At 57.3% G+C, this 25,419-nt stretch carries 32 protein-coding genes; 29 read left to right on the forward strand and 3 right to left on the reverse strand.

What is annotated here, in order from left to right; translation table 11 throughout:
- The first annotated feature begins 15 nt into the window (after positions 1 to 15).
- The 3 genes from AC3ISR_RS06300 to AC3ISR_RS06310 all read left to right on the forward strand — a co-directional run bounded on the left by AC3ISR_RS06300 (position 16) and on the right by AC3ISR_RS06310 (position 2,204).
- On the forward strand, positions 16 to 1,059 hold the full coding sequence (locus AC3ISR_RS06300) for a phage late control D family protein (RefSeq protein ID WP_489324651.1): 1,044 nt from the start codon (positions 16 to 18) through the stop codon (positions 1,057 to 1,059).
- 63 nt (positions 1,060 to 1,122) lie between these two features.
- A complete protein-coding gene (locus AC3ISR_RS06305) occupies positions 1,123 to 1,686 on the forward strand; it encodes a glycoside hydrolase family 19 protein (protein ID WP_489324652.1) in 564 nt (187 codons plus the stop codon).
- Positions 1,668 to 2,204 (forward strand): lysis system spanin subunit, encoded by a 537-nt coding sequence (locus tag AC3ISR_RS06310; RefSeq protein ID WP_489324653.1) that lies wholly within the window; start codon positions 1,668 to 1,670, stop codon positions 2,202 to 2,204. Before AC3ISR_RS06305 ends, AC3ISR_RS06310 begins: the two co-directional genes overlap by 19 nt.
- Positions 2,205 to 2,268: 64 nt before the next feature.
- Here AC3ISR_RS06310 and AC3ISR_RS06315 read toward each other — a convergent pair whose 3' ends face one another.
- A complete protein-coding gene (locus AC3ISR_RS06315) occupies positions 2,269 to 3,345 on the reverse strand; it encodes an acyltransferase family protein (RefSeq protein ID WP_489324654.1) in 1,077 nt (358 codons plus the stop codon).
- 343 nt (positions 3,346 to 3,688) lie between these two features.
- On the opposite strand from AC3ISR_RS06315, the gene AC3ISR_RS06320 reads away from it, so the two are divergent.
- Positions 3,689 to 4,483 (forward strand): DNA adenine methylase, encoded by a 795-nt coding sequence (locus AC3ISR_RS06320; protein WP_489324655.1) that lies wholly within the window; start codon positions 3,689 to 3,691, stop codon positions 4,481 to 4,483.
- Between the two features lie 83 nt (positions 4,484 to 4,566).
- Positions 4,567 to 4,752, forward strand: a complete 186-nt coding sequence (locus AC3ISR_RS06325; RefSeq protein ID WP_305394681.1) for a hypothetical protein — start codon at positions 4,567 to 4,569, stop codon at positions 4,750 to 4,752.
- On the opposite strand, the gene AC3ISR_RS06330 is transcribed toward AC3ISR_RS06325, so the two are convergent.
- The gene (locus tag AC3ISR_RS06330) at positions 4,749 to 5,450 is read right to left on the reverse strand and encodes an SOS response-associated peptidase family protein (RefSeq protein ID WP_489324656.1); all 702 of its coding nucleotides are present in this window, start codon (positions 5,448 to 5,450) and stop codon (positions 4,749 to 4,751) included. The genes AC3ISR_RS06325 and AC3ISR_RS06330 overlap by 4 nt on opposite strands.
- Positions 5,451 to 5,551: 101 nt before the next feature.
- Between AC3ISR_RS06330 and AC3ISR_RS06335 the strand changes: the two genes are divergently transcribed.
- The 3 genes from AC3ISR_RS06335 (at position 5,552) to AC3ISR_RS06345 (ending at position 9,446) form a co-directional block, all read left to right on the forward strand.
- Positions 5,552 to 5,977: a LexA family protein gene (locus AC3ISR_RS06335; RefSeq protein ID WP_489324657.1), complete on the forward strand. Its 426-nt coding sequence runs from the start codon at positions 5,552 to 5,554 to the stop codon at positions 5,975 to 5,977.
- Positions 5,970 to 7,247, forward strand: coding sequence for a translesion error-prone DNA polymerase V subunit UmuC (umuC, locus tag AC3ISR_RS06340; protein ID WP_489324658.1), 1,278 nt, complete (start codon positions 5,970 to 5,972; stop codon positions 7,245 to 7,247). Before AC3ISR_RS06335 ends, umuC begins: the two co-directional genes overlap by 8 nt.
- Positions 7,248 to 7,442: 195 nt before the next feature.
- Positions 7,443 to 9,446: an AAA family ATPase gene (locus tag AC3ISR_RS06345; protein ID WP_489324659.1), complete on the forward strand. Its 2,004-nt coding sequence runs from the start codon at positions 7,443 to 7,445 to the stop codon at positions 9,444 to 9,446.
- 597 nt (positions 9,447 to 10,043) lie between these two features.
- Here AC3ISR_RS06345 and AC3ISR_RS06350 read toward each other — a convergent pair.
- Positions 10,044 to 10,232 carry a hypothetical protein gene (locus tag AC3ISR_RS06350; protein ID WP_463983356.1) on the reverse strand — a complete coding sequence of 63 codons (189 nt, stop codon included), beginning with the start codon at positions 10,230 to 10,232 and terminating at the stop codon, positions 10,044 to 10,046.
- 186 nt (positions 10,233 to 10,418) lie between these two features.
- Here AC3ISR_RS06350 and AC3ISR_RS06355 point away from each other — a divergent pair, with 186 nt between their 5' ends.
- From AC3ISR_RS06355 to recX, 21 genes are all read left to right on the forward strand, one after another.
- Positions 10,419 to 11,153, forward strand: a complete 735-nt coding sequence (locus AC3ISR_RS06355; protein ID WP_192297297.1) for a LexA family transcriptional regulator — start codon at positions 10,419 to 10,421, stop codon at positions 11,151 to 11,153.
- Positions 11,154 to 11,748: 595 nt separating this feature from the next.
- Positions 11,749 to 12,093: a phage holin family protein gene (locus AC3ISR_RS06360; protein ID WP_226455925.1), complete on the forward strand. Its 345-nt coding sequence runs from the start codon at positions 11,749 to 11,751 to the stop codon at positions 12,091 to 12,093.
- Between the two features lie 20 nt (positions 12,094 to 12,113).
- Positions 12,114 to 12,629, forward strand: coding sequence for a hypothetical protein (locus AC3ISR_RS06365; RefSeq protein WP_463983357.1), 516 nt, complete (start codon positions 12,114 to 12,116; stop codon positions 12,627 to 12,629).
- A 3-nt stretch (positions 12,630 to 12,632) separates the two neighbouring features.
- Positions 12,633 to 13,244: a phage baseplate assembly protein V gene (locus AC3ISR_RS06370; protein WP_192297294.1), complete on the forward strand. Its 612-nt coding sequence runs from the start codon at positions 12,633 to 12,635 to the stop codon at positions 13,242 to 13,244.
- 9 nt (positions 13,245 to 13,253) lie between these two features.
- Entirely contained in the window at positions 13,254 to 13,586 is a 333-nt protein-coding gene (locus AC3ISR_RS06375) for a phage baseplate protein (protein WP_192297293.1), read from the forward strand.
- On the forward strand, positions 13,583 to 14,578 hold the full coding sequence (locus AC3ISR_RS06380; RefSeq protein ID WP_463983358.1) for a baseplate J/gp47 family protein: 996 nt from the start codon (positions 13,583 to 13,585) through the stop codon (positions 14,576 to 14,578). Before AC3ISR_RS06375 ends, AC3ISR_RS06380 begins: the two co-directional genes overlap by 4 nt.
- A complete protein-coding gene (locus AC3ISR_RS06385; protein ID WP_463983359.1) occupies positions 14,575 to 15,204 on the forward strand; it encodes a phage tail protein I in 630 nt (209 codons plus the stop codon). The genes AC3ISR_RS06380 and AC3ISR_RS06385 overlap by 4 nt, the downstream gene beginning before the upstream one ends.
- Positions 15,205 to 16,647, forward strand: coding sequence for a phage tail-collar fiber domain-containing protein (locus tag AC3ISR_RS06390; protein WP_463983360.1), 1,443 nt, complete (start codon positions 15,205 to 15,207; stop codon positions 16,645 to 16,647).
- 9 nt (positions 16,648 to 16,656) lie between these two features.
- A complete protein-coding gene (locus AC3ISR_RS06395) occupies positions 16,657 to 17,049 on the forward strand; it encodes a phage tail assembly chaperone (protein WP_226455919.1) in 393 nt (130 codons plus the stop codon).
- A gap of 65 nt (positions 17,050 to 17,114) precedes the next feature.
- A complete protein-coding gene (locus AC3ISR_RS06400) occupies positions 17,115 to 17,306 on the forward strand; it encodes a hypothetical protein (RefSeq protein WP_192297288.1) in 192 nt (63 codons plus the stop codon).
- Between the two features lie 2 nt (positions 17,307 to 17,308).
- On the forward strand, positions 17,309 to 18,475 hold the full coding sequence (locus AC3ISR_RS06405) for a phage tail sheath protein (protein ID WP_463983361.1): 1,167 nt from the start codon (positions 17,309 to 17,311) through the stop codon (positions 18,473 to 18,475).
- Positions 18,475 to 18,981 (forward strand): phage major tail tube protein, encoded by a 507-nt coding sequence (locus AC3ISR_RS06410; protein ID WP_192297286.1) that lies wholly within the window; start codon positions 18,475 to 18,477, stop codon positions 18,979 to 18,981. The genes AC3ISR_RS06405 and AC3ISR_RS06410 overlap by 1 nt, the downstream gene beginning before the upstream one ends.
- A 170-nt stretch (positions 18,982 to 19,151) precedes the next feature.
- Complete coding sequence (locus AC3ISR_RS06415; protein ID WP_192297285.1) at positions 19,152 to 19,724, forward strand: phage tail assembly protein; 573 nt, start codon at positions 19,152 to 19,154, stop codon at positions 19,722 to 19,724.
- A 128-nt stretch (positions 19,725 to 19,852) separates the two neighbouring features.
- Positions 19,853 to 21,004 carry a hypothetical protein gene (locus tag AC3ISR_RS06420; RefSeq protein WP_463983362.1) on the forward strand — a complete coding sequence of 384 codons (1,152 nt, stop codon included), beginning with the start codon at positions 19,853 to 19,855 and terminating at the stop codon, positions 21,002 to 21,004.
- On the forward strand, positions 21,004 to 21,387 hold the full coding sequence (locus AC3ISR_RS06425) for a phage tail protein (RefSeq protein ID WP_192297283.1): 384 nt from the start codon (positions 21,004 to 21,006) through the stop codon (positions 21,385 to 21,387). The genes AC3ISR_RS06420 and AC3ISR_RS06425 overlap by 1 nt, the downstream gene beginning before the upstream one ends.
- The gene (locus AC3ISR_RS06430; protein ID WP_192297282.1) at positions 21,380 to 21,592 is read left to right on the forward strand and encodes a tail protein X; all 213 of its coding nucleotides are present in this window, start codon (positions 21,380 to 21,382) and stop codon (positions 21,590 to 21,592) included. The genes AC3ISR_RS06425 and AC3ISR_RS06430 overlap by 8 nt, the downstream gene beginning before the upstream one ends.
- A gap of 9 nt (positions 21,593 to 21,601) precedes the next feature.
- The gene (locus AC3ISR_RS06435) at positions 21,602 to 22,612 is read left to right on the forward strand and encodes a phage late control D family protein (RefSeq protein ID WP_463983363.1); all 1,011 of its coding nucleotides are present in this window, start codon (positions 21,602 to 21,604) and stop codon (positions 22,610 to 22,612) included.
- 21 nt (positions 22,613 to 22,633) lie between these two features.
- Complete coding sequence (locus tag AC3ISR_RS06440) at positions 22,634 to 23,200, forward strand: glycoside hydrolase family 19 protein (RefSeq protein WP_192297280.1); 567 nt, start codon at positions 22,634 to 22,636, stop codon at positions 23,198 to 23,200.
- 82 nt (positions 23,201 to 23,282) lie between these two features.
- Positions 23,283 to 23,783: a CinA family protein gene (locus AC3ISR_RS06445; RefSeq protein ID WP_192297279.1), complete on the forward strand. Its 501-nt coding sequence runs from the start codon at positions 23,283 to 23,285 to the stop codon at positions 23,781 to 23,783.
- An 83-nt stretch (positions 23,784 to 23,866) separates the two neighbouring features.
- Positions 23,867 to 24,925, forward strand: coding sequence for a recombinase RecA (gene recA, locus AC3ISR_RS06450; RefSeq protein WP_192297278.1), 1,059 nt, complete (start codon positions 23,867 to 23,869; stop codon positions 24,923 to 24,925).
- Between the two features lie 8 nt (positions 24,926 to 24,933).
- Positions 24,934 to 25,401, forward strand: coding sequence for a recombination regulator RecX (gene recX / locus AC3ISR_RS06455; protein WP_078731805.1), 468 nt, complete (start codon positions 24,934 to 24,936; stop codon positions 25,399 to 25,401).
- The last annotated feature ends 18 nt before the right edge of the window (positions 25,402 to 25,419 follow it).

Raw genomic sequence — 25,419 nt, forward strand, 5'->3', positions numbered from 1 at the left:
TCTTGAGGGCCAACCATGAAATCTATGTTTCGAATTGTCGCAGATGGGGCAGACATCACTGCCCTGATCAACGACCGCCTGTTATTGCTGCGCACCCTCGACAAGCCCGGCATGGAGTCGGACGAATTCGAGCTGCGTATCGATGACCGTGACGGCGCCGTCGCGCTTCCCAAAAAGGGCGCCGGGATCGAGGTCTACCTTGGCTACGACAGCAAGGCACTGGCGCGCGTGGGCCGTTACACCGTCGACGACGTCGAGGTTTCCGGCCCGCCCGACACCCTGGTCATTCGCGGCAAGGCCAGTGACATGCGCGGCAGCGGCAAGACCACTCGCAGCGGCGGCTGGGAAAACGTACCGCTGTCCAAGATCGTCAGCGACATCGCTGCACGCAATGGCTGGAAACCCGAATGCACGGTCCCCACGGTCGTACCTCGGGCCGACCAGTTGAACGAATCGGACTACAACTTCATCACCCGGCTCGCCAAAGGCTACGACTGCACAGCCAAAGTCGCCGACGGCAAGCTGCTGGTGCTACCTCGCCAAAGCGGCCAGACCGCCAGCGGCAAGAGCCTGCCGGCGATCACCCTTAGGCGCAGTGACGTCAGCCGCTGGCAATTCCGCTTCCCCGACCGCACCACCCAGAAGGCCGTCAAGGCCAAGTACCAGGACAAGAAAACCGGCGAGCTGGTCAACCTGACCCTGGACAACGACGATGCGCCTGCCGGTTTGCCGCCGGTTCATACCGACCGCCACATCCATCCGAACAAATCCGCCGCTGAGCAAGCCGTGAAGGCCCGGCTTGCCGCGTTTAACCGCTCGACCGCTGAGGTGCGGCTGGAGATGGAGGGGCGTACGGACTTGTTTGCAGAGCGGCAGATCAACGCGCAAGGCTTCAAGGACGGATTGGACGGGGAGTTCCTCGTCGATTCCGTGGAGCAGGTGTTCACCCAGTCCGGCTGGAGCACCACGGTTGAATGCAACGCAGGGAAGAAGGGCAAGGCCAAGGCGGCCGGCAAGAAAAAGAAGAAGTCCAAGGAGGTCAAAGTCCTGGAGCTGTAACCGGCCGTACCTGCTTCACCATCCGCCGCCATCGAGCGGTCTTTTTTTGCCTGGGAAAACGCGATGTCCATCACCGAGCAACAACTCCAACGCATCATGCCCAACGCCCGCCGCCAAGCGGGCGTTTTTGTATCCGCGCTCAACGCGGCCATGACCAACCGCAAGATCGATACGCCGAAGCGGCAGGCCGCGTTCCTCGCCCAGATCGGCCACGAGTCAGGCCAGCTGCAATACGTGCGTGAACTGGGCGGCGGTCAGTACCTCAGTAAGTACGATACCGGTCCGCTGGCCGCCAAGCTGGGGAACACGCCGGCAGCCGATGGTGACGGCCAACGCTATCGCGGCCGTGGGCTGATCCAGATCACCGGCCACGACAACTACCTGCAGTGCAGCCTGGCGCTGTTCGGCGATGAGCGATTGCTGCGAATGCCGGAACTGCTCGAGCTGCCGCAATGGGCCGCTGAATCGGCCGCGTGGTTCTGGTCGATAAAAGGATTGAACGCGCTCGCGGATCAAGAGCAATTCAACACCATCACCCGTCGGATCAACGGCGGCCTCAACGGCCTGGAGGATCGGCTGCAACTGTGGGCCAGGGCGAGGGCGGTGTTATGCGTCTCTTCGACCTGATCCCCACGCAATATCGGATTGCGGCGGTCGGCCTACTGCTGGTGATGTTGGCCGCCGGATCTGCTGCCCTGGCCTGGACCGCCCAAGACTGGCGCTACGGCAAGCAGCTGGAGCACCAGGCCCGGCTCCATGCCGACACCCTCGGCGAGTTATCCCAAGCCGCCGCCGCCCTGCAACGCAAAGAGCAGGACAAGCGCTTCGCCTTGGAGCAGCGCCTGCACAACAACGATGAAACCCACTACAAGGAGTTGACCGATGAGCAAACGAAGCAGGCTCGTCTGCGTGATCGCCTGGCTACTGCTGATCTGCGGCTGTCAGTCGTTCTCGCCGCCACCGAAGCCACCGGCAGCTGTGCAGTGCCAGCCACCACCGCCACCGGCTGCATGGTTCATGGCCCCACAAGAGCCCAACTTAACCCAGCGCATGCTCAACGAATTATCGGAATCACCGATGCCGGCGATCAAGGATTGATCGCACTGCGTGCTTGCCAGGCGTACATCAGATCTCTAGTACCCTGAGCCAGGATGATCTGATGACCTAAAGTCGCCTGGTATCGGCCTGGAAGACATCCAGGCCGTTGGTTCAGCGGATGTGCTTTCTGATTGCTGTGTTGAGAGGTTTTTCAACATACAGGTGTAGGGCAATAGCGGCACCCTGACAGATGGCGAAGTAGACGACATAGAAAAAGACAACCCCCAACCTATATAGCCCGAGCGTGTCGAAAAAGTGCGCAACCCACGGCATCAGTATCCAATGAATTAGGTATAGGCTATAAGACGCGTCACCGAGAAGTACCAAAAATTTTGGAGGTGTGTATATACCTTCCAGGCTCAGTGCTGCCCATACCATCAGGAAGGCTAGGCTCCCCCAAACAATAGGTCTATAGAAAACTTGTCCGTTCAAGCCTGGAATCAGATTGTTTAACTGAATCACGAGCAGTAGCGGAATTGCAGTCGCTAGAATAATGATGGAGGGAGTGCGCGCTAGATGAACTCCGGCAGAGTGAACTCGATAAAGAACAAGCCCAAATAGAAACTCAAACATCATTGATGAGCCGATAAGTTTGACCGGAGCGATCCAGTCTAGATATGGCTTTGCAGCTGAATTCAGGATGAAGTAAGAAACTAGCATAATGGCTGCGGTGGAAATGACAAAGCTTTCCAAGCGCTTGACACCTACAATCAGCAATATTGCTATGATTGTATAGAACATAAACTCAAACTGAAGCGTCCATCCAACATTGAGTGTTGGGGCCACAAACGAATGAGTGAAGGTCAATGACTCGAACAATAATCGCATATTCAGCTTTGCGGAGCTGAACGCAAAGGCTAAATCAGGGTTGGGTTTAAACCAACCACTGCCGACTATATAAACGCAGACGAAAACTAACAAGGTAACAATAAAGTACATGGGCCATATTCTGGCTAACCGACGGATAAAAAAATCCCAGCCTGAAAGTTTTACCTTAGAAATTTCAGTGTGCGATCCTCCAAATAAAATATAGGGGATGATAAAGCCACTGATAACAAAGAATACATCTACGCCAAATCGTCCAGTGTTGTAAAACTCAGCGGGAAGACCGAAAGGCGCAATGGCACCGTGAGCGACCACGACAAGAGCGGCCGCAATGAATCGTAGAAGCTGGATGTTGTTGAGCAAGTGTAGATCCGTCCGTTTGGCGCACTCTCTGGGCGCTGGGTCCTATTTCACGAGCTTTCATACCCGTGATGGCGCGACGATTCTACCTGTGTCTTGATTGGATGTCAGGCTGATACGTACAGGATACATCCGTCACAACCATGTTTAGGGAGGACAGGTGCCTTTGTAAAAATCCCTCATCGACAAGTAAGCAAAAGGAGCGGCTGGAGAGGATGCGTCAACATCCTTCCTGGCCGCTTTTCCCGCAGATCGTTCCTGCAAGTCCAGCCAAGGCTCCTGCTTCGTGCACAAAGCGGAGCGAGCCTAGCACTGTTTATCCATACAGCAAAGGTCTTGCTTTTATATGTCCACACCCATCATCCCTTGGATGGGCGGCAAACGCCGTCTAGCCGACCGCCTTATCCCGCTCTTCCCACCCCACGAATGCTACGTCGAAGTCTTTGCCGGCGGAGCTGCGCTGTACTTCATGCGCCCCCAGGCCGCGCCGGTTGAAGTCCTCAACGACATCAACGGCGACCTGGTGACGCTGTACCGCGTCGTGCAGAACCACTTGGAAGAATTCGTGCGCCAGTTCAAATGGGCGCTCAGTTCTCGGCAGGTGTTTGAGTGGCAGAAGATGACCCGTCCGGAAACCCTGACCGACATCCAGCGCGCCGCCCGGTTCTTTTATCTGCAGCACCATGCGTTTGCCGGCAAGGTGACGGGGCAGACATTTGGTACCGCGACCACTGGCCCAGCCATCAACCTGCTGCGGATTGAGGAAAACCTGTCTGCAGCGTGGCAGAGGTTGTCCGGTACCTACGTTGAAAACTTACCCTGGCTTGCTTGTGCTGAGCGCTACGACCGTGACCACACCTTCCACTACATGGATCCACCCTACTGGCAGACCGCCGGGTATGGCGTGGATTTTCCCTTTGAGAATTACGAGCGCATGGCGGACTTTATGCGTCGCTGCAAAGGCAAGGTCATGGTCAGCATCAATGATCACCCGGACATTCGGCAGGTCTTTGACGGCTTTCATTTTGAAACCGTTGATATTCGCTACAGCACTACCAACCAGCGGCAGGGAAGGGCCGATGTCAGTGGAGAGTTGGTGATCATGAACTGGGAGCCAGCCGCATTAGGGGGGCTGTTTTGATGGTCGCCATGTTCGATCTGATTGGCTTGCTATGTGTTTATGGTAGAGCGTTACTGTGGTCACGCAAACGAAGGATGAACCCCATGGAAACTGCCTCCCACCACTTGAATGTCCTGCCCTCTCAGCTTCTTGCGGCGGCCTCACGAGGAGAGATTGACCTTAACGAATTGGCTGCTGTTGTCTTGGCTGGCCGTGGGCTTGATCACAACGCAACCTGGGTAGGTTTCCCGGCGGCCGCTCAACTGCTCGAGCAGCACTTACAGGGCTAATCATCCGCTGATGACAACGGGAGCAGTAGCTCGGCTCCCTGATGTTTCACGTTCCCTACCTCTTTGCCAACGGCATACCACTCAAAATCCTCGGTTGGCTGGCAGCACTCAGTGGCTATTTCTTGAGCGCGCTCTGGCGCAAGACCTGGATCCAGCCACTCCCTGGCATGCTCAGGCGTCAGCACCAAAGGCTTGCGATCATGGATGTCCACCATCCCTTGGTCGCTGGCGGCGGTGATGATCACGAAACCGTCTCCTTCGTTGGGCTCCAGGCCAAGGCTCACTTGGGCGAGCGCCCCGAAAAACATGGGTTTCTGACTTTTCAGGCGAATGAAGTAAGGCTGTTTCTTCTTCGGATCGTCGGGGTCTTTGACCCACTCATACCAACCTTCACTCGGCACCACGGCTCGGCCATTCGGCCACAGTTGCTTGAAAAACTTGCCCGTAGTGACCGTCTCCACGCGGGCGTTGATTGGGTCGGGGCGTTTGCCCTTGGCCCAGAATGGCGCCCATCCCCATTTGACTGTATCGATATGCAGGCCATTCTCTGCGGTGTGCAGCACTTGCACCCGTGTCGTTGGAGCGACGTTGTAGCGATTGATCGGCACGGCGTCGTACCCACTGAAGAGCTCTATCTGTGGGTTTAGCTCTTCGATAAAAATCGCCATCCCTTCGTACTGCACGAATCGCCCACACATACGCACCTCTCCGCTTGTCGAAATCCCCTACAGAAAAATTGACCGCAAGCGTCCTGCAAAGTTAACTGTACATTCGTACAGTATTTGTAAAAGGTCGCGCCATGAGCTTTACCATTTTAGGTCCCATCGCTGAAGTCGGCGCGAAGCTGCCTTTGTGCTCTTTCCAGGTTCCGGCCGGCTTTCCATCGCCGGCAGCGGATCACATCGAGCAGCACATCTCATTGGATGAGGTTTTGAACATCCGTGCGCCTCATGTGTACCTGGTAGCTATCACTGGCGAAAGCATGCAAGGCGTCGGGATCTTCGATGGAGACCTCGCCGTGGTGGATCGTGCCATCGAGCCGATCCACGGGCATGTGGTGGTGGCCTTGCTCAACAATGAGCCGGTGTGCAAGCGCCTATGTAGGCGCGGCCAGGAGGTGGTGCTGCTTTCCGAGAACCCCAAATTCCCAGCGCGCTACGTTCTCGAAGGCGACGAGCTGTCGATCTGGGGCGTGATCACCAGCACAGTGCGTAGCCATGTCTAAGCCAGAGCCGACTTTTGCACTGATCGACTGCAACAGTTTCTACGCCAGTTGCGAGCGAGTATTCCGGCCTGATCTTGCGAAGGTGCCCATCGTGGTGCTGAGCAACAACGATGGCTGTGTCATCGCCCGTAGCTACGATGCCAAGCCGTTCATCAAGATGGGCGAGCCGTATTTCCAGATCAAGCACAAGCTTAAGCAGCACGGGATTGTCCCGTTCTCCTCCAACTATGCACTGTACGGCGACATGAGCGAGCGCGTGATGAGCCTGATCGAGGCGATGGTGCCGGCGGTTGAGGTGTATAGCATCGACGAGGCATTTGCCGATCTGACCGGTATTGGTGGGCTGGATGTCTTAGGTCGACAAATTCGTGCTCAGGTGCTTCGTTGTACTGGTATCCCGGTCGGTGTTGGCATCGCTCATACAAAGACCCTGGCGAAGCTGGCAAACCACACCGCGAAACGCCTGCAGTCCCAAACCGGTGGGGTGGTCAACATCACCGATCCGGCTAAGCGTGATTGGGTCCTGCGTAATACGGACGTGGCGGAGGTGTGGGGTGTCGGGCGCAAGATGAAACTCCATCTTGATGCCATGGGCATCAAGTCGGCTATGGACCTGGCTAAGGCCGACCCGTGGACGCTCCGTAAGAAGTTCAGCGTCGTGATCGAGAAGACGGCCAGGGAGTTGGGCGGCACGCCTTGTCTGGAACTGGATGAGCCGGATCCTCCAAAGCAGGAGATCTGCTGCAGCCGCATGTTCGGCAAGCGGTTGACGGAGTTACCGCCGATCAAGGAAGCGGTGGCCACCTACATGATGCGTGCCTCTGAGAAGCTCCGCGTTCAGAAATCACTGTGTAAGAAGGTACGCGTGTGCATCCGCACGGGCATGTTCAATCCGGAGGAGGCGAAGTATGCCAACGGGGTGGTGGTGGATATGCCGTATCCCACTGATGACGTGCGGCTTCTTACTCAAGCTGCGGTGGGTGCGCTGTATCGGATATTTCGACCAGGTTTTAAGTACAGCAAGGCTGAGGTGATGTTGCTGAACCTCTGCCAGACAGGTGAGTACACGGATGATCTGTTCGCGACTTCACAGCCCGCCGAGTCCACGCGGGTGATGAAGGTGCTGGATCAGATCAACGAACGGTGGGGGCGTGGGACGCTACGCTCGGGCAGCGTGCCGCTCAATCCTGAGTGGAGTATGCGGCGAGAGTTAATGAGTCGAAGTTATACAACAAGACTCGATCAGCTCTGGTCTATAAATTGCCATTGACACGGCCTCTTCACGGATAGCGAAGGCCAATATCAGTAATAGCTTTCCTCTCATCTTTGGAAAGCAAGACCGGTGCGAATCAACAGGTAACTTTGAACACGTCTTCACGCTTCATAATTTTGCTTGCAGCCTGCCGCAGGGTTTTCTACTGTCACATAGCCATCCTACGTCCGGGATGCTTGAGGATGAATTTAGATGCATAAGGAAGCTGCGGTAGTAGAACATACGCTCACTTTTGTTAGGGCTTACAAATCCATAAAAGGGTTAGAGTCGATTTCACTTCCGGGATTGGTTGTGCTTACAGGAGTAAATGGATCCGGAAAAACCCATTTGCTAACAGCGATAAAGAACGGGTTGATACGTTCTAGCGTGGCTCCAGATCCTGAGGGGAGTATTAGAATTTACGACTCCACAAATATTGTTCCTGTGGATAATGGTGCATTTGACTCTCATTCTTATATGGCGCAAAGGTCCAATGTATTTCAGCAGATTAAGAACTATCGCGATACGAGCTTTCCGAGTTTACAGGCTATGGCGAAAGCACTTGGAGTTCCCGACAACTATACTTCTTCATTGAATCGGTTAGCCGAATTAACAGAGGAGGTTTTTTTAAAGGGGTTCGAAAGTAGAGGGCAAGGCAAGATTAATTGGACGCAGCTTCAGGAAGGTTTTAAGCAAAATGCCAATATGATTATGGAGCAGACTCTTCAACACAATGGTGATGAAGAGTGGCGCAAGAGAATGCGCCGGGTCGCTGCAGATAGTCCGAGTTCATATCTCTTCTCTACCTCAACAGAGTTTCACCGAAATCCTGCTCTGTTATGGGGGGCTGTTGACCCTTTTCAACAAGCATTTGGACAGGTTTTTGTCACGTACAGACGCTTGCTCCATGAGAATGCAATGTACAAAAGCTTTCCGCCACCGGCTAATGAAATTAATGAATATCTTGAACCTCATGAGTTTTTAGAAACTTATGGTCCACCCCCTTGGGATTTTGTTAATAAAATACTTGAAGCATCAAATTTATCTTTTAAAGTCGACTCTCCTCCGCTTCATGAAAGTGGACCATATGAACCAAAACTAACAAAAAACGCTAGTGATGTAGAGATGAGTTTTAAAGATCTATCATCGGGAGAAAAAGTCCTAATGTCCTTTGCTTTATGTTTATATAATGCTAGGGAGGCTCGGCAAGATAAAACGTTTCCAACTCTACTTTTGCTTGATGAGGTTGATGCGCCTCTTCATCCATCAATGGCGGCCTCCTTGCTTGCAACCATAAAAAATATATTGGTTGATGAGCGACATGTCGCAGTGATTATGACCACCCACAGCCCGTCGACTGTGGCACTCGCACCAGATGAATCGATCTACGTAATGGATGTTTCTACCTCGCGGATACTTAAAACATCTAAAGGGGAAGCCTTGTCGATCTTGACTTCGGGGGTTCCTACGCTTTCTATTTCCTTTGACGGACGTCGCCAAGTTTTTGTTGAGAGTCATTCTGATGCACGACTTTATGACTCGCTTTATCAAAGATATAAGCACTTGTTGAAGTCGGAGCGATCTCTGACCTTCATTGAGGTTGGCAGGACTAGTTCTGACGGGCATGAAAAAAATGCTGGGTGTGACCAAGTTGTTCGTTTGGTTAGTACGCTGTCAGGTACTGGTAACAAAAGCGTGTTTGGTTTGGTTGATTGGGATGGCAAGAGGCTAGCTAATGATAGAATTCATGTTTTGTCGAGTTGTATAAGAGATGGTATAGAGAATTTGTTGTTAGATCCGGTCTTGTTGTTGGCTCTGCTTTCAAGGGAGAAGTTAGACTTTTTGATTGAGAAAGACTTGTTTCCTAGGGAGGATAATTATTTCTCAATTCAAGGGTGGGATGATTCGAAATGGCAAGTCTATATAGATACTTTGCAAGCGTATGTTTTAGAAGGTCAAGCATCTGAGGGTGTCGAGTTTATTTGTATAAATTACGTTTCGGGGTTGGCTCTTCAGGTTAGAAAAGATTATCTTTATCTGGATGACCATCGATTGGAGCAAATAGTGCTCGGAAAGTTTGGGTTTCTCATTCCTCGTCAAAAGGGTAGTGGCCTTCTACAGTATATAACTGATACGGTTTTAAAAGAGTGTCCGCAGCTACTTCCTAAAGACTTCCTACTAACCTTGGAAAACCTCCTGTCAGTCAGTATTGACTAAAAAATTTGAACCGTACCGATTATAATATTGTGAGAAAATAATGCCCCTGCATGGCGCGCACAACCGTCGAAGTTGAACTGTCACAGGGGCTAGTCGATTAGGTATTGCTTGGAAATTGCTACAAGGGCAAAAGTGGGAAAGCTTCTGCAGGTAGATCTGCGTGATTTAGCCAAACTCGGTCCAGCCCATCATCGGGCGGATCGTTCCTGTGTAGGTACGAGCGCCGAGAATTGGGGCAAAAATGGGGCAAACCGCACGCCAATCTATGCCATTCAATGCCAATTATGCACTTATGCAACCGTCTGTATGCGCGCATTACAGCCAGCAACCACAGGCCTTTCCCCCCAAATCCCCCACATACTCCTACACAATCGGGGTGTGGGAGGACAGGTCGGAAGTGTTTTTACTCATTGGATAGTAGGCAAATTCGTTGAAATGAGTGGGGCAAAGGGGGCGCTCGGCCCTGCTGATTTTGCAATGGCGGCAAGGTTAACACGCGAGGTCGGGGCTTCGTAGCGGTACGTCCGGGGTAACCGTTGACTCAATAAAAAGCCCGGTGCAGGGCCGGGCTTCGGGAAGTCGTTTGCATATAGGTAGTCAGGCTCGTTTCGTCTCAGCCTTCATTATCACGAGGTTCTGTTGCTTGGTCGCCTCGGTGAGCACTTCACGGTAAACACGCTTTTTCTGATCGGATTTTGCATCACGAATAAAGTCGGCAAAAGAGCTTTTCACCCCTTGGGACAGGCCTAGCTTGATCGAAAGAATCCCAGTCTCAGCAGGAGTCATGCTGCCGTCCACGGGATACACAGCCTGTTCCAGCAACCGGCCCTCATCCTCAGCGATATGCGCAAGGCTATTACACGATTTATACCGCCCTACTGGTCGCAACTTCACCTAATACATATCTATCGACGCACACAATATGCAAATTTGCATTTGCCAACCCCCCAAACCCCCTTCATTATTCGCGTTATGCAAAAACGCAACGTTTCTATCGTCTTACGAGAACTGCTGGACCGCGACCGGATCTCCCCCACGGAGCTTCACCGGCGTACTGGCGTACCCCAATCCACGCTGTCGCGGATCCTCAACGGCAAGATCGTTGATCCGTCGGACAAACACATCTCGCGCATCGCCGAGTACTTCCGCATCAGCACCGACCAACTGCGCGGGCGCGTGGCGGTGGGTGTCTTGCGCGAAGACACGCGCGGCCCGACGCATTCGGAACTCAAGGACATAAGCCTTTGGGACGACGACACCCCCGTGAATGACGACGAGGTGTCGATCCCCTTTCTACGCGAGGTTGAGTTGGCTGCTGGATCAGGAAGATTCGTCATCGAAGAAAGCGAAAAGGCCAGCCTGCGGTTCGGCAAGCGTAGCCTGCGGCATAACGGGGTGCAGTTTGACCAGGCCAAGTGTGTGACCGTGCGCGGCAACAGCATGTTGCCGGTGCTGCGGGATGGGGCGACGGTCGGGGTAAATGCGGGCAAGAGTGGGATTGGTGACATCGTTGATGGCGACTTGTATGCCATCAATCACAATGGCCAACTTCGCGTCAAACAGCTCTATCGCCTGCCTTCCGGGATTCGCCTGCGCAGTTTCAACCGTGATGAGCATCCGGATGAGGACTACAGCTTCCAGGACATCCAGGATGAACAGATCAGCATCCTTGGTCATGTGTTCTGGTGGGGCATGTACGCCCGCTGACCTCCTTGCGTAAGACAAAACCCGCCGTCGTGCGGGTTTTTTTTCGCCTGACAAAAGTCACCTAACCCTTTGCCTGCAAGGTCTCTAATGCGTCAGTGCATGTCGCTGCTGAAAATAAATGCATTAGTGCATTGACTGTATATGCATACATGCATACTCTTCATCTCAAGCCAGCCAACAAGGCTTGGTGGAGGCGGCAAGGATGCTGCCAGTCAAGACAAGGAAGGCACGCAACATCGGCAAGGACGCCATCCGAGCGATGGCAAGGACGCCAGGTAACACCGGCAAGGATGCCGACGCTCTTTAGTTTCAAGGCAATACAAGAACAGGCAGCGATGAACCGGCCTTGACGGTTCAGAGGGTTGGCAACTAACCCGGGTGTGCAGCGTAAAGCACCAGAAGCAGTTATCCGGCGGACAGGGATCGTGGTCGGAAAAACATTCAGGAAAGAACCGTATTGCGCCAGTAGCGCCGAAGGTTCGTGGAAATCATTACTGAAAAGCCTGGGCGACCGGGCTTTTTGGAATGCCTGCCCACACACGGAAGTACCCACACACCGGCACGTTGCCGGCATTGCTCAGCCAGGAGGCGTGACATGACAAACGAGCAGCAAGCGTTAGCGGAAATGCCGATCTGGCTGGTGATCGTACTGGCCTTGATCGGCGGAGTCAGCGGCGAAATGTGGCGCGCTGACAAGGACGGCGCCCGCGGCTGGTCGCTGGTGCGGCGCCTGGCCCTGCGATCCGGGGCGTGCATGGTCTGCGGGGTTTCGGCATTGATGCTGTCGTACGCCGCCGGCCTGTCGGTCTGGACCGCCGGCGCCATTGGTTGCCTGACCGCCATGGCCGGTGCGGACGTCGCCATCGGTCTTTATGAACGTTGGGCGGCCAAGCGTATCGGGGTCGACGAAACCCCGCCCTCCCGCCCGGATCAGCAATAACCGCCGCAAGGACGCAAAAAATGACTCTCATCGAAAAAGTCTCCCAACTGCCTATGGCGATTGAGGCGGCGCTGAAGAGCGCTTTCCCACAATTGCATGTAGGTAATCACCACGACTTCACGGGGCCCGGCGACACGACTGGTGTACTGATCAGCATGGAACGCAACGGGCCTGGCGCTCGCTCTCTTGAAGGGCGCAAGGCTCATGCGTTGTCGGTTTCACTCAAAGCCATGGTCGCCAGCGAGTCAGCTCCTTTTGAAGCGTGTGACCTGGCCAGCCAACTGATGGACCTGGCCCTGGATAACCGCTGGGGTTTGCCACCGGACCAGTGCGACTTGCCTACCGCTATCGTCGCGGCGCCTGCCGCGCCGAGCGGTGGGGATACGGACTACGACACCTGGACCGTGTCCTTCAGCCAAACCCTCTATCTTGGCCCATCCCTCGTCGAAGATCCCACAGGCAAACCGTTGTTTGCCCGCACTTGGGAAGTATTCGACATCAACGATCCGGACCAATATCGCCCACTCCAGGAGTAATCCATGTTTGACGCATTACTGCGCATGCAACTCGGGCCGATTGTCGAGCGCCTGGTGGAAATGGAAGCCCAGCTCGAAGACCTGTATCGGCGTGCGGAAAGTTACTGCCGGATTGGCGTGTGCCAGGAGGTCGACGCGGCGAGCAACACCTGCAAGGTCAGTCATGGGGACCTGCTCAGCCCGGCCATCCGCTTTTTCAACCCCAGCGCCGGTACACAGAGCGAGACCCGCATTCCCTCGGTCGGTGAGCAATGCCTGTTGCTTAACTACGGCGGTGGGGAAGGAGGGGCGCAGTCTGTGGCCTTGTTCGGACTCAACAGTAGTCTGTTTCCGCCAGTCTCCAGCGTGGCCTCGCTGACCCGGCGTCGTTATCAGGATGGCACTCAAAGTGACTATGACGATGCCAGCCACACGTTCACCTGGAGCAACGGGCCGACCAGCGTCAGCGGTTCCCGCGAACAGCTGAACGTCACCCTCGGCGCCGCCATGCTGGCGCTGACAAAGGACAGCATCACCCTGCAACTCGGCGCCACCGGCTTGTTGCTGGATGCCGCCGGCGTGCACTTGAGCGGCCCGTTGGTGGATCACCAAGGCCGCGTGATCAGCAGCGCATAAGGACTTGCCATGATCGGAATCGATAGGAACACCGGGGCAGCGGTCGATGACTGGCTGCAATTCGTACAGCGTGCCACCCGAGCGCTGACCACCCCCGTGGGCACTCGTCAGAAGCGCCCGCTGTACGGCTCGAAGATCCCGCAACTGCTCGGCCAGAACCTGGGCGATGACCTGTTGATCCTCGCCCAGAGTCACGCCGCCGACGCGTTCTACAACGCCCAGAACGGCATCGCCGACTTTCAACCCCAGGTCATCGTCGCCACCCGTCAGGGAGCGGGTTTGTTGCTGCGTTTTGCCGGCACCTGGAAAAACCGTCAACAATCTTTCGAGGTCGTCACATGAGCATGCTGATCCCTGGCCAGAACCAACTGGCGGAACCGGCGATTATCGCGGTCGACGCCTTCGAGCCTTTGCTGGCGCAATTCAAGGCGTTCGTTGTTGATTACGTGGCCGCCCGCGCGCCGCAAAGTGCGGCCAAGCTCAAAGTCAGCCTCGACAATGAAAGCGAGCTGTTGACCTTGGCCCTGGAAGCGTTTTGCGTGCGCCTGCAAACCCACGAGCGCAAGTACAACGCGCGTATCAAGCAGATGCTGGCGTGGTGGGCCACCGGCAGCAATCTGGATGCGCGCCTGGCGGATATGGGCCTGGAGCGCCAGGTGCTCGACCCCGGCGACACAGCCGCTTTCCCGCCTGTGCCGCCGACTCTGGAAAGCGATGACGACGCGCGCCTGCGCTATTACCTGGCACCCCACGCCCCGGCGGCGGGTTCGCGTATGCAATATCGTCGCGAAGTGTTCACCCTTGGCGAGCGGCCGGTGGTCAAAGTGCAAAGCGCCACGCCGGGCGTGGTGACGGTCAGCTACACCTTCGATCCGGACGGTTATGCGGCGCGAGTCAAGGATGGCAACGGTCGCCGCACCGCACCTGGCGAGGTGATGGTTACGGTGCTCTCCAGGGACGGCGATGGCAGTGCGTCTGCCGACTTGCTTGACGGCGTGCGCAGACATTTCGCAAGGCCTGATGTGCGGCCGGAGGCCGATCTGGTCACTGTTCAAGGTGCGCAGATTCAACGTTACAAGATCCGCGTGATCGCCAAAATCAACGCGGGCCCCGATTCGGGGTTGACCCAGGTTGCCGCGCAACAGCTGCTGCAAACCTACGCCGACTCCTGCCATCGCCTGGAAGGTCGGGTCGACCCGAGCTGGATCGACTACGCCATCCACAGTGCCGGCGCCGCGCAACTGCAGATCCTCGAACCGCTGGCGCCGATCATCAGTTCGGCATTCCAGGCCCCGTACTGCACGGGTGTCGAGGTGGAGGTGCGCACGCTATGAGTGAACCCAAGACGAGCCTGTTGCCCGCCAACAGTTCCCCGCTGGAAAAGGCTCTGGACCTCGGTTTTGGTCACCTGCTGGAGCGGGTAGCCCCGCCGTTTCCCCAACTGATGGACCCGGATCGTACACCGGCGGCGTTTTTGCCCTACTTGGCAGCGGACCGCGCGGTGAACGAATGGAGCACCACCGCCCCCGACGCCGAGAAACGCCTGACCGTCAAACTCGCCTGGCCCACCGCCCGCCAGGCTGGCACTCGCCAAGCCCTGGAAAATGCCGTCAAAGGCCTGCAACTACGCCCCGAAGTACGTGCCTGGTACGAACAGGCGCCGCGAGGTGTGCCCTACAGCTTTGCCGTCCGGATCTGGACCGATTTGCCCTACAGCGAAGCCACCGACCTCCGACTTGATCGACGCCTGGCCGATGCCAAAAGTGAGCGCGACATCTTCGCGGTTTCTGTCGGCCTGAGCGCGTCGGGCCGCCACAGCATCGGCGGCGCCACGCTGTGCGGCGAACTCACCACGATCTACCCGAACTTGCTGGCCGGCGTTGAGGCCACCGGCCGCACCTGTTTGGCGGCCGGGCTCTACACCGTCGAAACCACTACCCTTTATCCACAGGAGCACTAAATGGCTGACTATTACACGCTGCTCACTAACGCGGGGATCGCCTACGAAACCGCCTGCAAGGCTGCCGGCGTCGCGATCAAACTTGCGCAAATCTCTGTTGGCGACGGCAACGGCGCGGTCTACAACCCCGATGCCAGCGCAAAAGCGCTGAAACGCGAGGTCTGGCGTGGGCCGTTGAGCGCGCTGTTCCAAGATGAAAAAAATGCCAACTGGCTGTTGGCTGAGGTCACCATTCCGTCGAATGTCGGCGGCTGGTATGTGCGGGAAGCCGGGTTGTGGACGGATAGCGGGATCTTGTACGCCATCGTGAAATACCCGGAGTCATACAAGCCGGTGTTGACGACGTCGGGGGCGGGCAAAGAGTTTTACATTCGCTCGATTTTCGAGACGACCAATGCCGCCAATGTGACGTTGTTGATTGATGACACGGTGGTGAAGGCCACTCGGGCGTGGGTGGTGGATTATCTGGCGCAGCAGTTGGCGAAGGGGACGTACACCAAGCTTGAGATTGAGGCGTTGATCGCCAAGGCATCGGCGTTGCCCGTTGGGGCGATGGTGCCGTTTCCACTGGGCATCGTTCCATCGGGGTATCTGGAGGTGGATAACAGCCTGTTCAAGGATTCTGTTTATCCAGACCTGGCGGGGTATCTGGCGAAGAAATTCAATGTCGCGGGCGATGCGGTCGGGTTCACCCGGTTGCCGGAGTCGCGAGGGGAGTTTTTCCGGGGCTGGGATCATGGGCGGGGAGTGGATGCGGGGCGCGCGATTCCCAGTTTCCAGGCGGATGCGTTCAAGAGCCACACCCATACACCGCTCAATCAAACCGGTATCAATTCTGAGATCACCCCCGGTGGGGCTAAAGCTCTCGGCGGTACCACGTTTGATGTCCTCAAAGACGTGGGGTTCACCGGTGGCAGTGAAACCCGTCCGCGTAACCTGGCGGTGATGTGGTGCATCAAGGCCTGGAATGCGCCGGTTAACCAGGGAAGCATTGATGTTGCGGCCCTGGTGCCTTTGGCGGCCCAGGCCACGGAAACCAATCAAGGCACTGTCAAGGTCGCAACTCAGGCACAACTGAATGCCGGGGTGGATGATGCGGCTGTTGCGACACCGAAAAAACTGCGCGCGGGGTTTTCCATTTCGCTTGGGATGCCGGGGTATATCGCGTTTCCCACTTGGTTGGGCGGGTTGATTATCCAGTGGTTCAAAGGGCCCGTCAGCGGTCTCGAATCAGTGGCTTATCCGGCGGTTAGTTTTCCGCTCGCGTTTCCCAATGCGTGTTTGATTCCTTCTGTATCGACCATGGGCAATGACACGGTCGTTTCCGATCAGGTCTACCAGGTGAGTAGCTGGAGCAAAGAGACCATCAAACTCTTTCCTCAGTGGTTCGGTACTGGGAATCAAGGGCTTAACTTTCCGCTGGTGATCGCAATCGGATATTGAGGAGGTTTCATGTTTTATTCACCGTCCACCCACGGGCTTTACTCGTTGTCGCTACATGGCAAGAACATGCCGCCCGATGTGATTGAAATGTCGGAAAAAGACTATGCAGATCTCAGCGCGCGGGGATTTGCCATTCCGGATCAAGGCGCTTCTCCAACCGTTGAAGACGTTGGCGCTCGGGAACGAGCCTGGCGTGGCTACGAGTTGTCGTCAGTGAAATGGCTGCGTGAGCGTCATCGTGATCAGCTTGAAATCGAAGTTGATCCAACGCTCTCCGAGGAGCAGTTCAAGGAACTGCTGGTTTATATGCAGGCGTTGCGCGATTGGCCTCAGTCGCCCGACTTTCCGAACAGCGAACATCGGCCTGTTGCGCCTTCGTGGATCGCTGCTCAAACCGAATAAATACCCTGTTTAACGTCCCCTCAAACCGCTTTCGCGGTTTTTTTTTCGCCTGGAGATTTTCCCCAATGCCTACCCGCCAAACCTACACCGTCCTAGTCCCTTTCCCCACCCACGCCGGCCATTGGTCTGTCGTTGGCGAGGAACTGGACCTGCTGGACGTCGAAGCAACCGCCCTGCGCACCGCCGGACGCCTGGAACTGACCAGCGTCCTCAACGCCACCCCGGCCCAAAAGGCCGCTACCCAGAAGGCTGACTAATCATGGCTGAGGTTTTGAACTTCGAGCACAACGGCATCACCGTCAACGCGAGCGAATCCCCCGAGGCCATGGGCGGCCTGGGCGATAACGTCATCGGCCTGGTCGGCACCGCGCCGAAGGCTCACGCGTCGATCCCGAAAAATTCGCCGTTCCGTATCAACAGTTTCACCACCCAGGCGTTGCTGGATCCTACTGGCGCCGAGTCGGGCACTTTGTTTCATGCGGTGTACCAGATCCTCAAAGTGGTGAACGTGCCGGTCTACGTGGTGATCGTGGAGGAGGGCGCAACTGCGGCCGATACGCAGAACAACGTGATTGGCGGCGACGAGCCGGTCACCGGCCGCAAGCTGGGCCTCGCTGCATTGGCCAGCGTGCCGGAAGACCTGACCATCATCGGCGCCCCGGGTTTCACCGGCGTCAAGGCGGTGGCTGGTGAGTTCGCGGCTTTCGGCAAGCGCATCAAGGCCCGCGTGGTGCTGGATGGCAAGGACGTGGCGGTCGCCGACCAAGTGACCTACAGCGGTGAGCTGGGTGGCGCCGATCTCGGTTTCGACCGTTGCCTGCTGGTGCACAACATGCCGTCGGTGTACTCCAAGGCCGCGAAGAAGAACGTGTTCCTCGCGCCGTCGTCCCTGGCCATCGCCGCATTGGCCAAGGTCAAACAGTGGGAAAGCCCAGGCAATCAGGTGACGTTCGCCGAGGATGTTTCCCGCGTCGTCGAGTACAACATCCTCGACACCTCCACCGAAGGCGACCTGCTCAACCGCTACGGCGTGAGCTACTACGCCCGCACCATCCTTGGCGGCTTCTCGCTGCTGGGCAACCGCTCCATTACCGGCAAGTTCATCAGCTATGTCGGCCTGGAAGACGCCATCAGCCGCAAGCTGGTCAAGGCCGGCCAGAAAGCCATGGCCAAGAACCTCACCAAGTCGTTCATGGACCAGGAGGTCAAGCGCATCAACGACTGGCTGCAAACCCTGGTTGCCGACGAAACCATCCCCGGCGGCAGCGTGTACCTGCACCCGGAACTGAACAGTGTCGAGAAGTACAAGAACGGCACGTGGTTCATCGTCATCGACTACGGCCGCTACGCGCCGAACGAACACATGGTTTATCAACTCAACGCTCGCGATGAAATCATCGAGCAGTTCCTGGAGGACGTTCTCTAATGTTTACCAACCGAGTCAGACAGGCCATTGCGGCCACCCTTCAAGGCCTGCCGTTGTCCGCGACGGTGGAAGAGTTCAACCCGCCGAAGATCGAGTTCGAAATGGAGCCCATGTCCGGCGGGCGTTTTATCGCCGAGGAAATGGCCAAGAGCGGCAAGGTGCTCAACGCCAAGTTGATCCTGCAAGGCGCCGGCCCGGAAATCATGCTGGCCCTGGGTGTGCGCCTGGGCGATGACATCCTGTTGAACGTGCGTGAAGCCGGTCAGGACCAGGACGGCAAGACCTATTTCACCTACCACACGGTCGGCGGCAAGCTCAAATCCCTGGAGGAGGGCAAGCTGAAAATGGGTGAAAAGGCCGTCACCACCCTGGACCTGTCCTGCCGCACCTATAACCGCCTGGAAAACGGCATTCCGGTGATCGACATCGACGTACGTACCCAGAAGTTCGTGCTCAATGGCGTCGACATCCTTGGCGATGCGCGCCGCGCTGTGCTGATGCCTTGATAACGATCATGGCTTGAAGTGGGCGCGGTCAGTGTGGGAACTGGCTTGCCTGCGATAGCGACACCTCGGTCAGCCTGAGGTACCGAGTCGTCTGCATCGCGGGCAAGCCCGGCTCCCTCAGGGGGCTGCGCTTGCCCTTTTCTACAACGTGTTAACCAAGGAATTGCCCTATGGCCTGGATGCCACCGTTACACCGCCTGCTCTCGCCGATCACTGCCGACACTGGCGCGGCGATTGAACAGGTTCAACTCAAGCCGTTGTACTACGCCGCGCAAAAAGACGCGCTGGCCCGGGCCGGTGAGGACGAGGACGACCAGTTCTTTGAACTGGCGAAACTCGCCACCGGCCTGTCGGAAAAAGAGCTCGACCAACTCAAGCGCCCGGACTACGTGACCATCGCCCAATACGTGCATGAAATGTCGACACGTCCTGCGTCGTTCTTCCTCGACGAGCAGGCGCAATCGAGCCACGGACATCCCGTGCAACTGTTGCTGCCGGTCGATGCCGCCGGCCGCACCCATACCGCACTCGAACTGGAAATGCCCGCCTTGCGCGCGACCAAAGTGATGAAAAAACTCGCCACTGCCAAAGAGCGAGCCGAATTCATTACCGCCCATTGCACCGGGCTGATGATCCCCGACCTCGCCGGCCTGAGTGTGCCCGACTGGACCGAATTGCAGGAGCGCATCGACGATTTTTTAAATCAACCGGCGGCCTTCTTTCGCAACGCGACATCGACGTAATCCTCGATGTGGTGCCGCTGGTTTACTCGGTCAATGAAGCGGAGATCCTGGAATGGGATGCCGTCAAAGCCATGCGCCGCTACGACATCGCGATCACTCGCCTTGGCGTTAAACAGGAGTAGAGCGGGATGCAAGAAACAAAATATGGGACAAGGCTCGCCCAGGAGGACTTGCGCTGGATGGTCGGCGACGCGGACCTTGGCAACGTGCTGGCACCGTTTTCCACAAGCGCTGCGCCGCCCCTGAGCCTGGACGCTGGCCCGCAGCCGCCGTTGGAGCTGCGCTCTGCGTTGCTCACATTGAGTGTGGACATCAACGCGTTGACCCAGGAACAAGTGCGGCTGCGCGAGACGTTGGAGACGCTCAACAGTACGCTGTTCATCAACAGCGATACGTTGATGCCCAAGGCCGCGGATGTCGCCGCGAGTTCGGGCAAGGATCAGCCCAAGGAGCCCGCGGATGGTGAGGTGGTGGGCACGCTCAAGGCGGCTGGCGCGCAGTTGTGGGATACGCTGAAAAATAAGGTCGTAGAAAAAGCCATTGATCGGGTCATCGACTCGGCAGCCAAGCAATACAAAGGTCGCAAAAAAATCGGAGGGCGCAGCACAGGGGGGCGCAATCTGTACGAGCAAAGTCGCCAGGCCTTGGGTGGCTCGTCAAACGGCTTTCATGTGGGAGTGACCTCGCAAAGCCCCCAACCCTATGCCAGGGCTAGCGTTGCAGTGCCCACGTCCAACCTGGCAAACGTACCCGCAGGTGCCTTGGCCGATGCTCTCGCCACATTTCAATCCGTCGGCATCCGGCGGCTGGGTCCATTGAGGACGGCCGCAGCCACTCTCGACGTGGTCCAGGGTGTACGCAACGGTGACGCCAACGCCATCGCCACCGGCCTGGGTACTGCCGGTGGCGCCTGGGCCGGCGCATCCGCCGGTGCGGCCATCGGTACGATGATTTTCCCCGGTGCCGGCACTGTGCTCGGTGGTGCCATCGGTGGCTTGTTGGGCAGTGAGGCTGGCGCCTGGCTGGGTGACAAGGTGTTCGGGCCCAGCGATCGCCTGCCGGCGCCGAGTGGCGTGAGCAAGGCACTCAACAGTGCCCGCGCGGATAACGTTCAGGTTTCCATCGCGCCCAGTATCCAGATCACTGGTGTGAACCCTGCCGATGCCCGACAGGTTGTCAGCCAGGTTATCCAGGCCCTGCAATTGCAATGCGTGCCGATGCTCACGGACTCGCTGGGCATTCGACGCAACGCGGCACTCGCCGACCCAGGAGGTGACTGATGCGACAACAGATGGTGTTGGGTGATTTCATCTTTGGTTTGTCCCGAGGGTTTGCCTATTCCTCGCTGGTCCGAAACAGCGACGGCGGCTGGAGCGACCTCGCGATTATCGCCAGCAAGCCGCAGTCGCGACAGAGCGGCCAGAGGCTGGAAAAACTCACGTTCAGTGGTACGGCCATGTACGGCATCGGTATGCAACGCCTGGATCAATTGCGTGCCCTGCAAGGTCTGCGGGCGCCGTTGCCGCTGGTCGATGGGATCGGCCGTAACTGGGGCCTGTGGCGGATCAATTCGGTGGTGGAAAACCAGAGCAACGTGATCGATGACGGCACTGCGATGGTGATGGCCTGGACGCTTGAACTGGAGGAATTTGTCAATGCGTAGAGTACGAAGTATCGCCGGTGACTCGGTCAACCTGCTGCTCTACCGCGAGCTGGGGCGTTGCGATGATGCGGCTGAAGAAACCCTGTGGCGCCTGAACCCCACGCTTGCCGAGTATGGCCCGGCGCTGCCGGCGGGAGTCTGGGTGATCGTGCCGGAAATGCAAGCGCGGCCGGTCGCGGTACGCCCCGTTCTGGCGTGGGATTAAGGAGGCTGCATGGCACAGGGATTTACGCCAATCGTGGAGTTTTACGGTGCCAACGCGGCACTGCTCAATCAACGCATCCTGCGCTGGAAGCACACAGACGCCGCGGGCATCGAGTCGGATCGGCTGGAGCTGACGCTGAATATCGAGGGGCTCGAAGGCCTGCCGAGCATGAGCGGCAAGATCGGATTGCGCGTTGGTTATAAAGAGTCAGGGTTGGTGGAGAAAGGGCAGTTCCTGATTACCCAGCGAACCCCCGTGCTGTTTCCCATGCGCTTGATGATCGTTGCCACGGCAGCACCTTTCAGCAGCGTGGACCCGAGTGAGTACCGCCAGCGCCGTTCCGCCAGTCATGGTCCGACGACCTTGGGCGCACTGTTTCGGCAACTGGTCAGCCGGCACGGTTTTTCACCGCGCGTAGCCGCGTCACTGGAGGGGATTGCGATTGCCCATGTCGACCAGTCCAATGAAAGTGACATGGCGTTCATCACCCGCCTTGCCAGGCGCTACTGCGCGGTCACCAAGCCGTTCAACGAGTTGTATGTGTTGGCCGAAGCCGGGCAGGTCAAGTCGATTTCCCTGCAACAATTGCCCGAGGTGAAGTTGTCCGTGACTCAGGATAACCGTCCCGGTGACCAGGCCTTCATCACTGCCGTACTGAACGAGAATACCCGCTCTAGCTACCAGGGCTGTCGCGTGATGTGGTGGGACAGCGGCGGCGGCAAGCAGCAGGTGGTCCAGATCGGTATTGCACCGTTCAAGACCTTGCGCCAGCGTTGCCAGAACGAAGCCGAGGCCCGCGCCGTGGCCGAAGCTGAGTTGCGCCGCGTCGGCCGTGAAGGGTTGGAGTTGCAGGTCGATTGCCCTGGCAACCCGTTATTGGCCGCCGAAGGTCTGTTGCGGCTGGATGAAACCTGGCCTTTGTATATGCAGGGGCTATGGTCGATCACCAAGGTGGTGAACGAGGGGGACCCGGCAACGGGCTACCGCAGTGCGATCACGGCGGGTGGATTGTCGATATAGCGTGTTTTCGGGAGGGCGCTGATGTTAATGACACTGCAGGAATTGATTCAAATCATGCCTGGAGCCCGCCTGAAAGCGGGCATTTTTTTGCCCGCGCTAAATGCCGCTTGTGCGCGATACGAGATCAACAGTCCTCGGCGCATCGCGGCCTTTCTCGCACAAATCGCCCATGAGTCTGGCGAGTTGCGTTACGTGCGTGAACTCGGCAGTGATCAATATTTGAGTCAATACGACACCGGCATTTTGGCGGTCCGCCTGGGCAATAGCCCCGAGGCGGACGGCGATGGCCAGAAGTACCGGGGGAGGGGGTTGATTCAGGTGACGGGCCGACGCAATTACCTGGCGTGCAGCCGCGCAGTGTTCGGCGATGAGCGGTTGTTGCTGCACCCGCACTTGTTGGAGCAGGCGCAATGGGCATGCGAATCCGCTGCGTGGTTCTGGCAGAGCAATGGGTTGAATGAACTGGCCGACAAGGACCAGTTCAACACCATTACGCGACGGATCAACGGTGGGCTCAATGGCTTGGAGGACCGCTTGCGGTTGTGGGCGCGGGCGCGGGCGGTGTTAGGCGTTTCACCCGCGCTTTAGTCTCCTGATGCAATCTGTAACTTGCATGGCCGATGGGCTGCTGTAGGGTAGACGAATCCCCTGCCTACCTCCGGAGACGACCGTGAAGGAAATCACTCAACTGGCCGCTGAACTGGGACGCCGTTTACAGGTGCTCAATGCTCATGTCACCACTGCCGAGTCCTGCACCGGCGGCGGTATTGCCGAAGCGATCACGCGGATTCCGGGGAGTTCGTCCTGGTTCGAGGCGGGTTATGTCACCTATTCCAATCGTCAGAAGACCCGGCAGTTGAATGTGCCGGAGACGTTGTTTCCCAAAGTGGGCGCCGTCAGCCAGGAAGTGGTGGAAGCGATGGTCCGTGGCGCCCAGGAAAAAAGCCTGGCGCGATTTGCCGTGGCGGTCAGCGGTGTAGCCGGGCCGGACGGCGGTTCGCCGGACAAACCGGTGGGCACCGTGTGGCTGGCTTTTGGCGTTGGCGACGAGGTCACGGCGGAACTTGCGCACTTCAGCGGCAACCGCGACGAGGTCCGCCGACAAACGGTAAAGGCCGCGCTAGAGGGCTTGTTGCGACGAGCTGCAGCAGAAATAGAAAATCAGGGGTAGGCGATCCCCGATCTTTGTGGAACAATACTGTCTACTTATACAGGTGTTGGCCGTCAGGCCTTATTGATTACGTGAGGACTTTAATGGACGACAACAAGAAGAAAGCCTTGGCTGCGGCCCTGGGTCAGATCGAACGTCAATTCGGCAAGGGTGCCGTAATGCGTATGGGCGATCATGACCGTCAGGCGATCCCGGCTATTTCCACGGGCTCTCTGGGTCTGGACATCGCGCTCGGCATTGGCGGCCTGCCAAAAGGCCGTATCGTTGAAATCTACGGTCCTGAATCTTCCGGTAAAACCACCCTGACCCTGTCGGTGATTGCCCAGGCGCAAAAAATGGGCGCCACCTGCGCGTTCGTCGATGCCGAGCACGCCCTGGACCCTGAATACGCCGGCAAGCTGGGCGTCAACGTTGACGACCTGCTGGTGTCCCAGCCGGATACCGGTGAGCAAGCCCTGGAAATCACCGACATGCTGGTGCGCTCCAACGCCATCGACGTGATCGTGGTCGACTCCGTGGCTGCACTGGTGCCAAAGGCTGAAATCGAAGGCGAAATGGGCGACATGCACGTGGGCCTGCAAGCCCGCCTGATGTCCCAGGCGCTGCGTAAAATCACCGGTAACATCAAGAACGCGAACTGCCTGGTGATCTTCATCAACCAGATCCGTATGAAGATCGGCGTGATGTTCGGCAGCCCGGAAACCACCACTGGTGGTAACGCGTTGAAGTTCTACGCTTCGGTCCGTCTGGACATCCGCCGTACTGGCGCGGTGAAGGAAGGTGACGAGGTTGTCGGTAGCGAAACCCGCGTCAAGGTCGTGAAGAACAAAGTAGCGCCGCCTTTCCGTCAGGCCGAGTTCCAGATTCTCTACGGCAAGGGTATCTACCTGAACGGCGAGATGATCGACCTGGGCGTGCTGCACGGCTTCGTCGAGAAATCCGGTGCCTGGTATGCCTATAACGGCAGCAAGATCGGTCAGGGCAAGGCCAACTCGGCCAAGTACCTGGCGGACAACCCGGACATCGCGGCCACGCTCGAGAAGCAGATCCGCGACAAGCTGCTGACCGCAGCGCCAGACGTGAAGGCTGCTGCCAACCGCGAGCCGGTTGAAGAAGTGGAAGAAGCCGACACTGATATCTGAAGCAAACGATGACAGTTGTACTGGATACACTCGTCGCCGTTCGGCGCACTGCAATGGACCTGCTCGCTCGCCGCGAGCATGGTCGAGTCGAGCTGACGCGTAAGCTGCGTCAGCGCGGTGCGGAGCCCGAGATGATCGACACGGCCCTCGACCGATTAACGGAAGAGGGGCTGTTGTCGGAATCCCGTTACCTTGAAAGTTTTGTTTCCTACCGAGCGCGCTCTGGCTACGGTCCGGCGCGGATTCGTGAAGAACTCAGCCAGCGCGGCCTGCAACGTGCCGACATCGACCTTGCCCTGCGTGAATGCGGTATCAGTTGGCAGGCGCAGCTTGAAGATACCTGGCGTCGCAAGTTCTCTGGTCATCTGCCGATCGATGCCAAGGAGCGTGCGAAACAGGGGCGTTTCCTGAGCTATCGCGGGTTTTCGATGGAGATGATCAGCCGCCTGTTGAGTGGCCGGGACATGGACGACTGAGTTGGTATTTTGCAAGGG

It is taken from the genome of Pseudomonas sp. GL_117 (assembly GCF_057835125.1).

Bases quoted from the DNA above. Each gene is read 5' to 3' on its own strand.
- AC3ISR_RS06300 (WP_489324651.1), top strand. From the start codon at position 16: ATGAAATCTATGTTTCGAATTGTCGCAGATGGGGCAGACATCACTGCC.
- AC3ISR_RS06305 (WP_489324652.1), top strand. From the start codon at position 1,123: ATGTCCATCACCGAGCAACAACTCCAACGCATCATGCCCAACGCCCGC.
- AC3ISR_RS06310 (WP_489324653.1), top strand. From the start codon at position 1,668: ATGCGTCTCTTCGACCTGATCCCCACGCAATATCGGATTGCGGCGGTC.
- AC3ISR_RS06320 (WP_489324655.1), top strand. From the start codon at position 3,689: ATGTCCACACCCATCATCCCTTGGATGGGCGGCAAACGCCGTCTAGCC.
- AC3ISR_RS06325 (WP_305394681.1), top strand. From the start codon at position 4,567: ATGGAAACTGCCTCCCACCACTTGAATGTCCTGCCCTCTCAGCTTCTT.
- AC3ISR_RS06330 (WP_489324656.1), bottom strand. From the start codon at position 5,450: ATGTGTGGGCGATTCGTGCAGTACGAAGGGATGGCGATTTTTATCGAA.
- AC3ISR_RS06335 (WP_489324657.1), top strand. From the start codon at position 5,552: ATGAGCTTTACCATTTTAGGTCCCATCGCTGAAGTCGGCGCGAAGCTG.
- umuC (WP_489324658.1), top strand. From the start codon at position 5,970: ATGTCTAAGCCAGAGCCGACTTTTGCACTGATCGACTGCAACAGTTTC.
- AC3ISR_RS06345 (WP_489324659.1), top strand. From the start codon at position 7,443: ATGCATAAGGAAGCTGCGGTAGTAGAACATACGCTCACTTTTGTTAGG.
- AC3ISR_RS06350 (WP_463983356.1), bottom strand. From the start codon at position 10,232: ATGACTCCTGCTGAGACTGGGATTCTTTCGATCAAGCTAGGCCTGTCC.
- AC3ISR_RS06355 (WP_192297297.1), top strand. From the start codon at position 10,419: ATGCAAAAACGCAACGTTTCTATCGTCTTACGAGAACTGCTGGACCGC.
- AC3ISR_RS06360 (WP_226455925.1), top strand. From the start codon at position 11,749: ATGACAAACGAGCAGCAAGCGTTAGCGGAAATGCCGATCTGGCTGGTG.
- AC3ISR_RS06365 (WP_463983357.1), top strand. From the start codon at position 12,114: ATGACTCTCATCGAAAAAGTCTCCCAACTGCCTATGGCGATTGAGGCG.
- AC3ISR_RS06370 (WP_192297294.1), top strand. From the start codon at position 12,633: ATGTTTGACGCATTACTGCGCATGCAACTCGGGCCGATTGTCGAGCGC.
- AC3ISR_RS06375 (WP_192297293.1), top strand. From the start codon at position 13,254: ATGATCGGAATCGATAGGAACACCGGGGCAGCGGTCGATGACTGGCTG.
- AC3ISR_RS06380 (WP_463983358.1), top strand. From the start codon at position 13,583: ATGAGCATGCTGATCCCTGGCCAGAACCAACTGGCGGAACCGGCGATT.
- AC3ISR_RS06385 (WP_463983359.1), top strand. From the start codon at position 14,575: ATGAGTGAACCCAAGACGAGCCTGTTGCCCGCCAACAGTTCCCCGCTG.
- AC3ISR_RS06390 (WP_463983360.1), top strand. From the start codon at position 15,205: ATGGCTGACTATTACACGCTGCTCACTAACGCGGGGATCGCCTACGAA.
- AC3ISR_RS06395 (WP_226455919.1), top strand. From the start codon at position 16,657: ATGTTTTATTCACCGTCCACCCACGGGCTTTACTCGTTGTCGCTACAT.
- AC3ISR_RS06400 (WP_192297288.1), top strand. From the start codon at position 17,115: ATGCCTACCCGCCAAACCTACACCGTCCTAGTCCCTTTCCCCACCCAC.
- AC3ISR_RS06405 (WP_463983361.1), top strand. From the start codon at position 17,309: ATGGCTGAGGTTTTGAACTTCGAGCACAACGGCATCACCGTCAACGCG.
- AC3ISR_RS06410 (WP_192297286.1), top strand. From the start codon at position 18,475: ATGTTTACCAACCGAGTCAGACAGGCCATTGCGGCCACCCTTCAAGGC.
- AC3ISR_RS06415 (WP_192297285.1), top strand. From the start codon at position 19,152: ATGGCCTGGATGCCACCGTTACACCGCCTGCTCTCGCCGATCACTGCC.
- AC3ISR_RS06420 (WP_463983362.1), top strand. From the start codon at position 19,853: ATGCAAGAAACAAAATATGGGACAAGGCTCGCCCAGGAGGACTTGCGC.
- AC3ISR_RS06425 (WP_192297283.1), top strand. From the start codon at position 21,004: ATGCGACAACAGATGGTGTTGGGTGATTTCATCTTTGGTTTGTCCCGA.
- AC3ISR_RS06430 (WP_192297282.1), top strand. From the start codon at position 21,380: ATGCGTAGAGTACGAAGTATCGCCGGTGACTCGGTCAACCTGCTGCTC.
- AC3ISR_RS06435 (WP_463983363.1), top strand. From the start codon at position 21,602: ATGGCACAGGGATTTACGCCAATCGTGGAGTTTTACGGTGCCAACGCG.
- AC3ISR_RS06440 (WP_192297280.1), top strand. From the start codon at position 22,634: ATGTTAATGACACTGCAGGAATTGATTCAAATCATGCCTGGAGCCCGC.
- recA (WP_192297278.1), top strand. From the start codon at position 23,867: ATGGACGACAACAAGAAGAAAGCCTTGGCTGCGGCCCTGGGTCAGATC.
- recX (WP_078731805.1), top strand. From the start codon at position 24,934: ATGACAGTTGTACTGGATACACTCGTCGCCGTTCGGCGCACTGCAATG.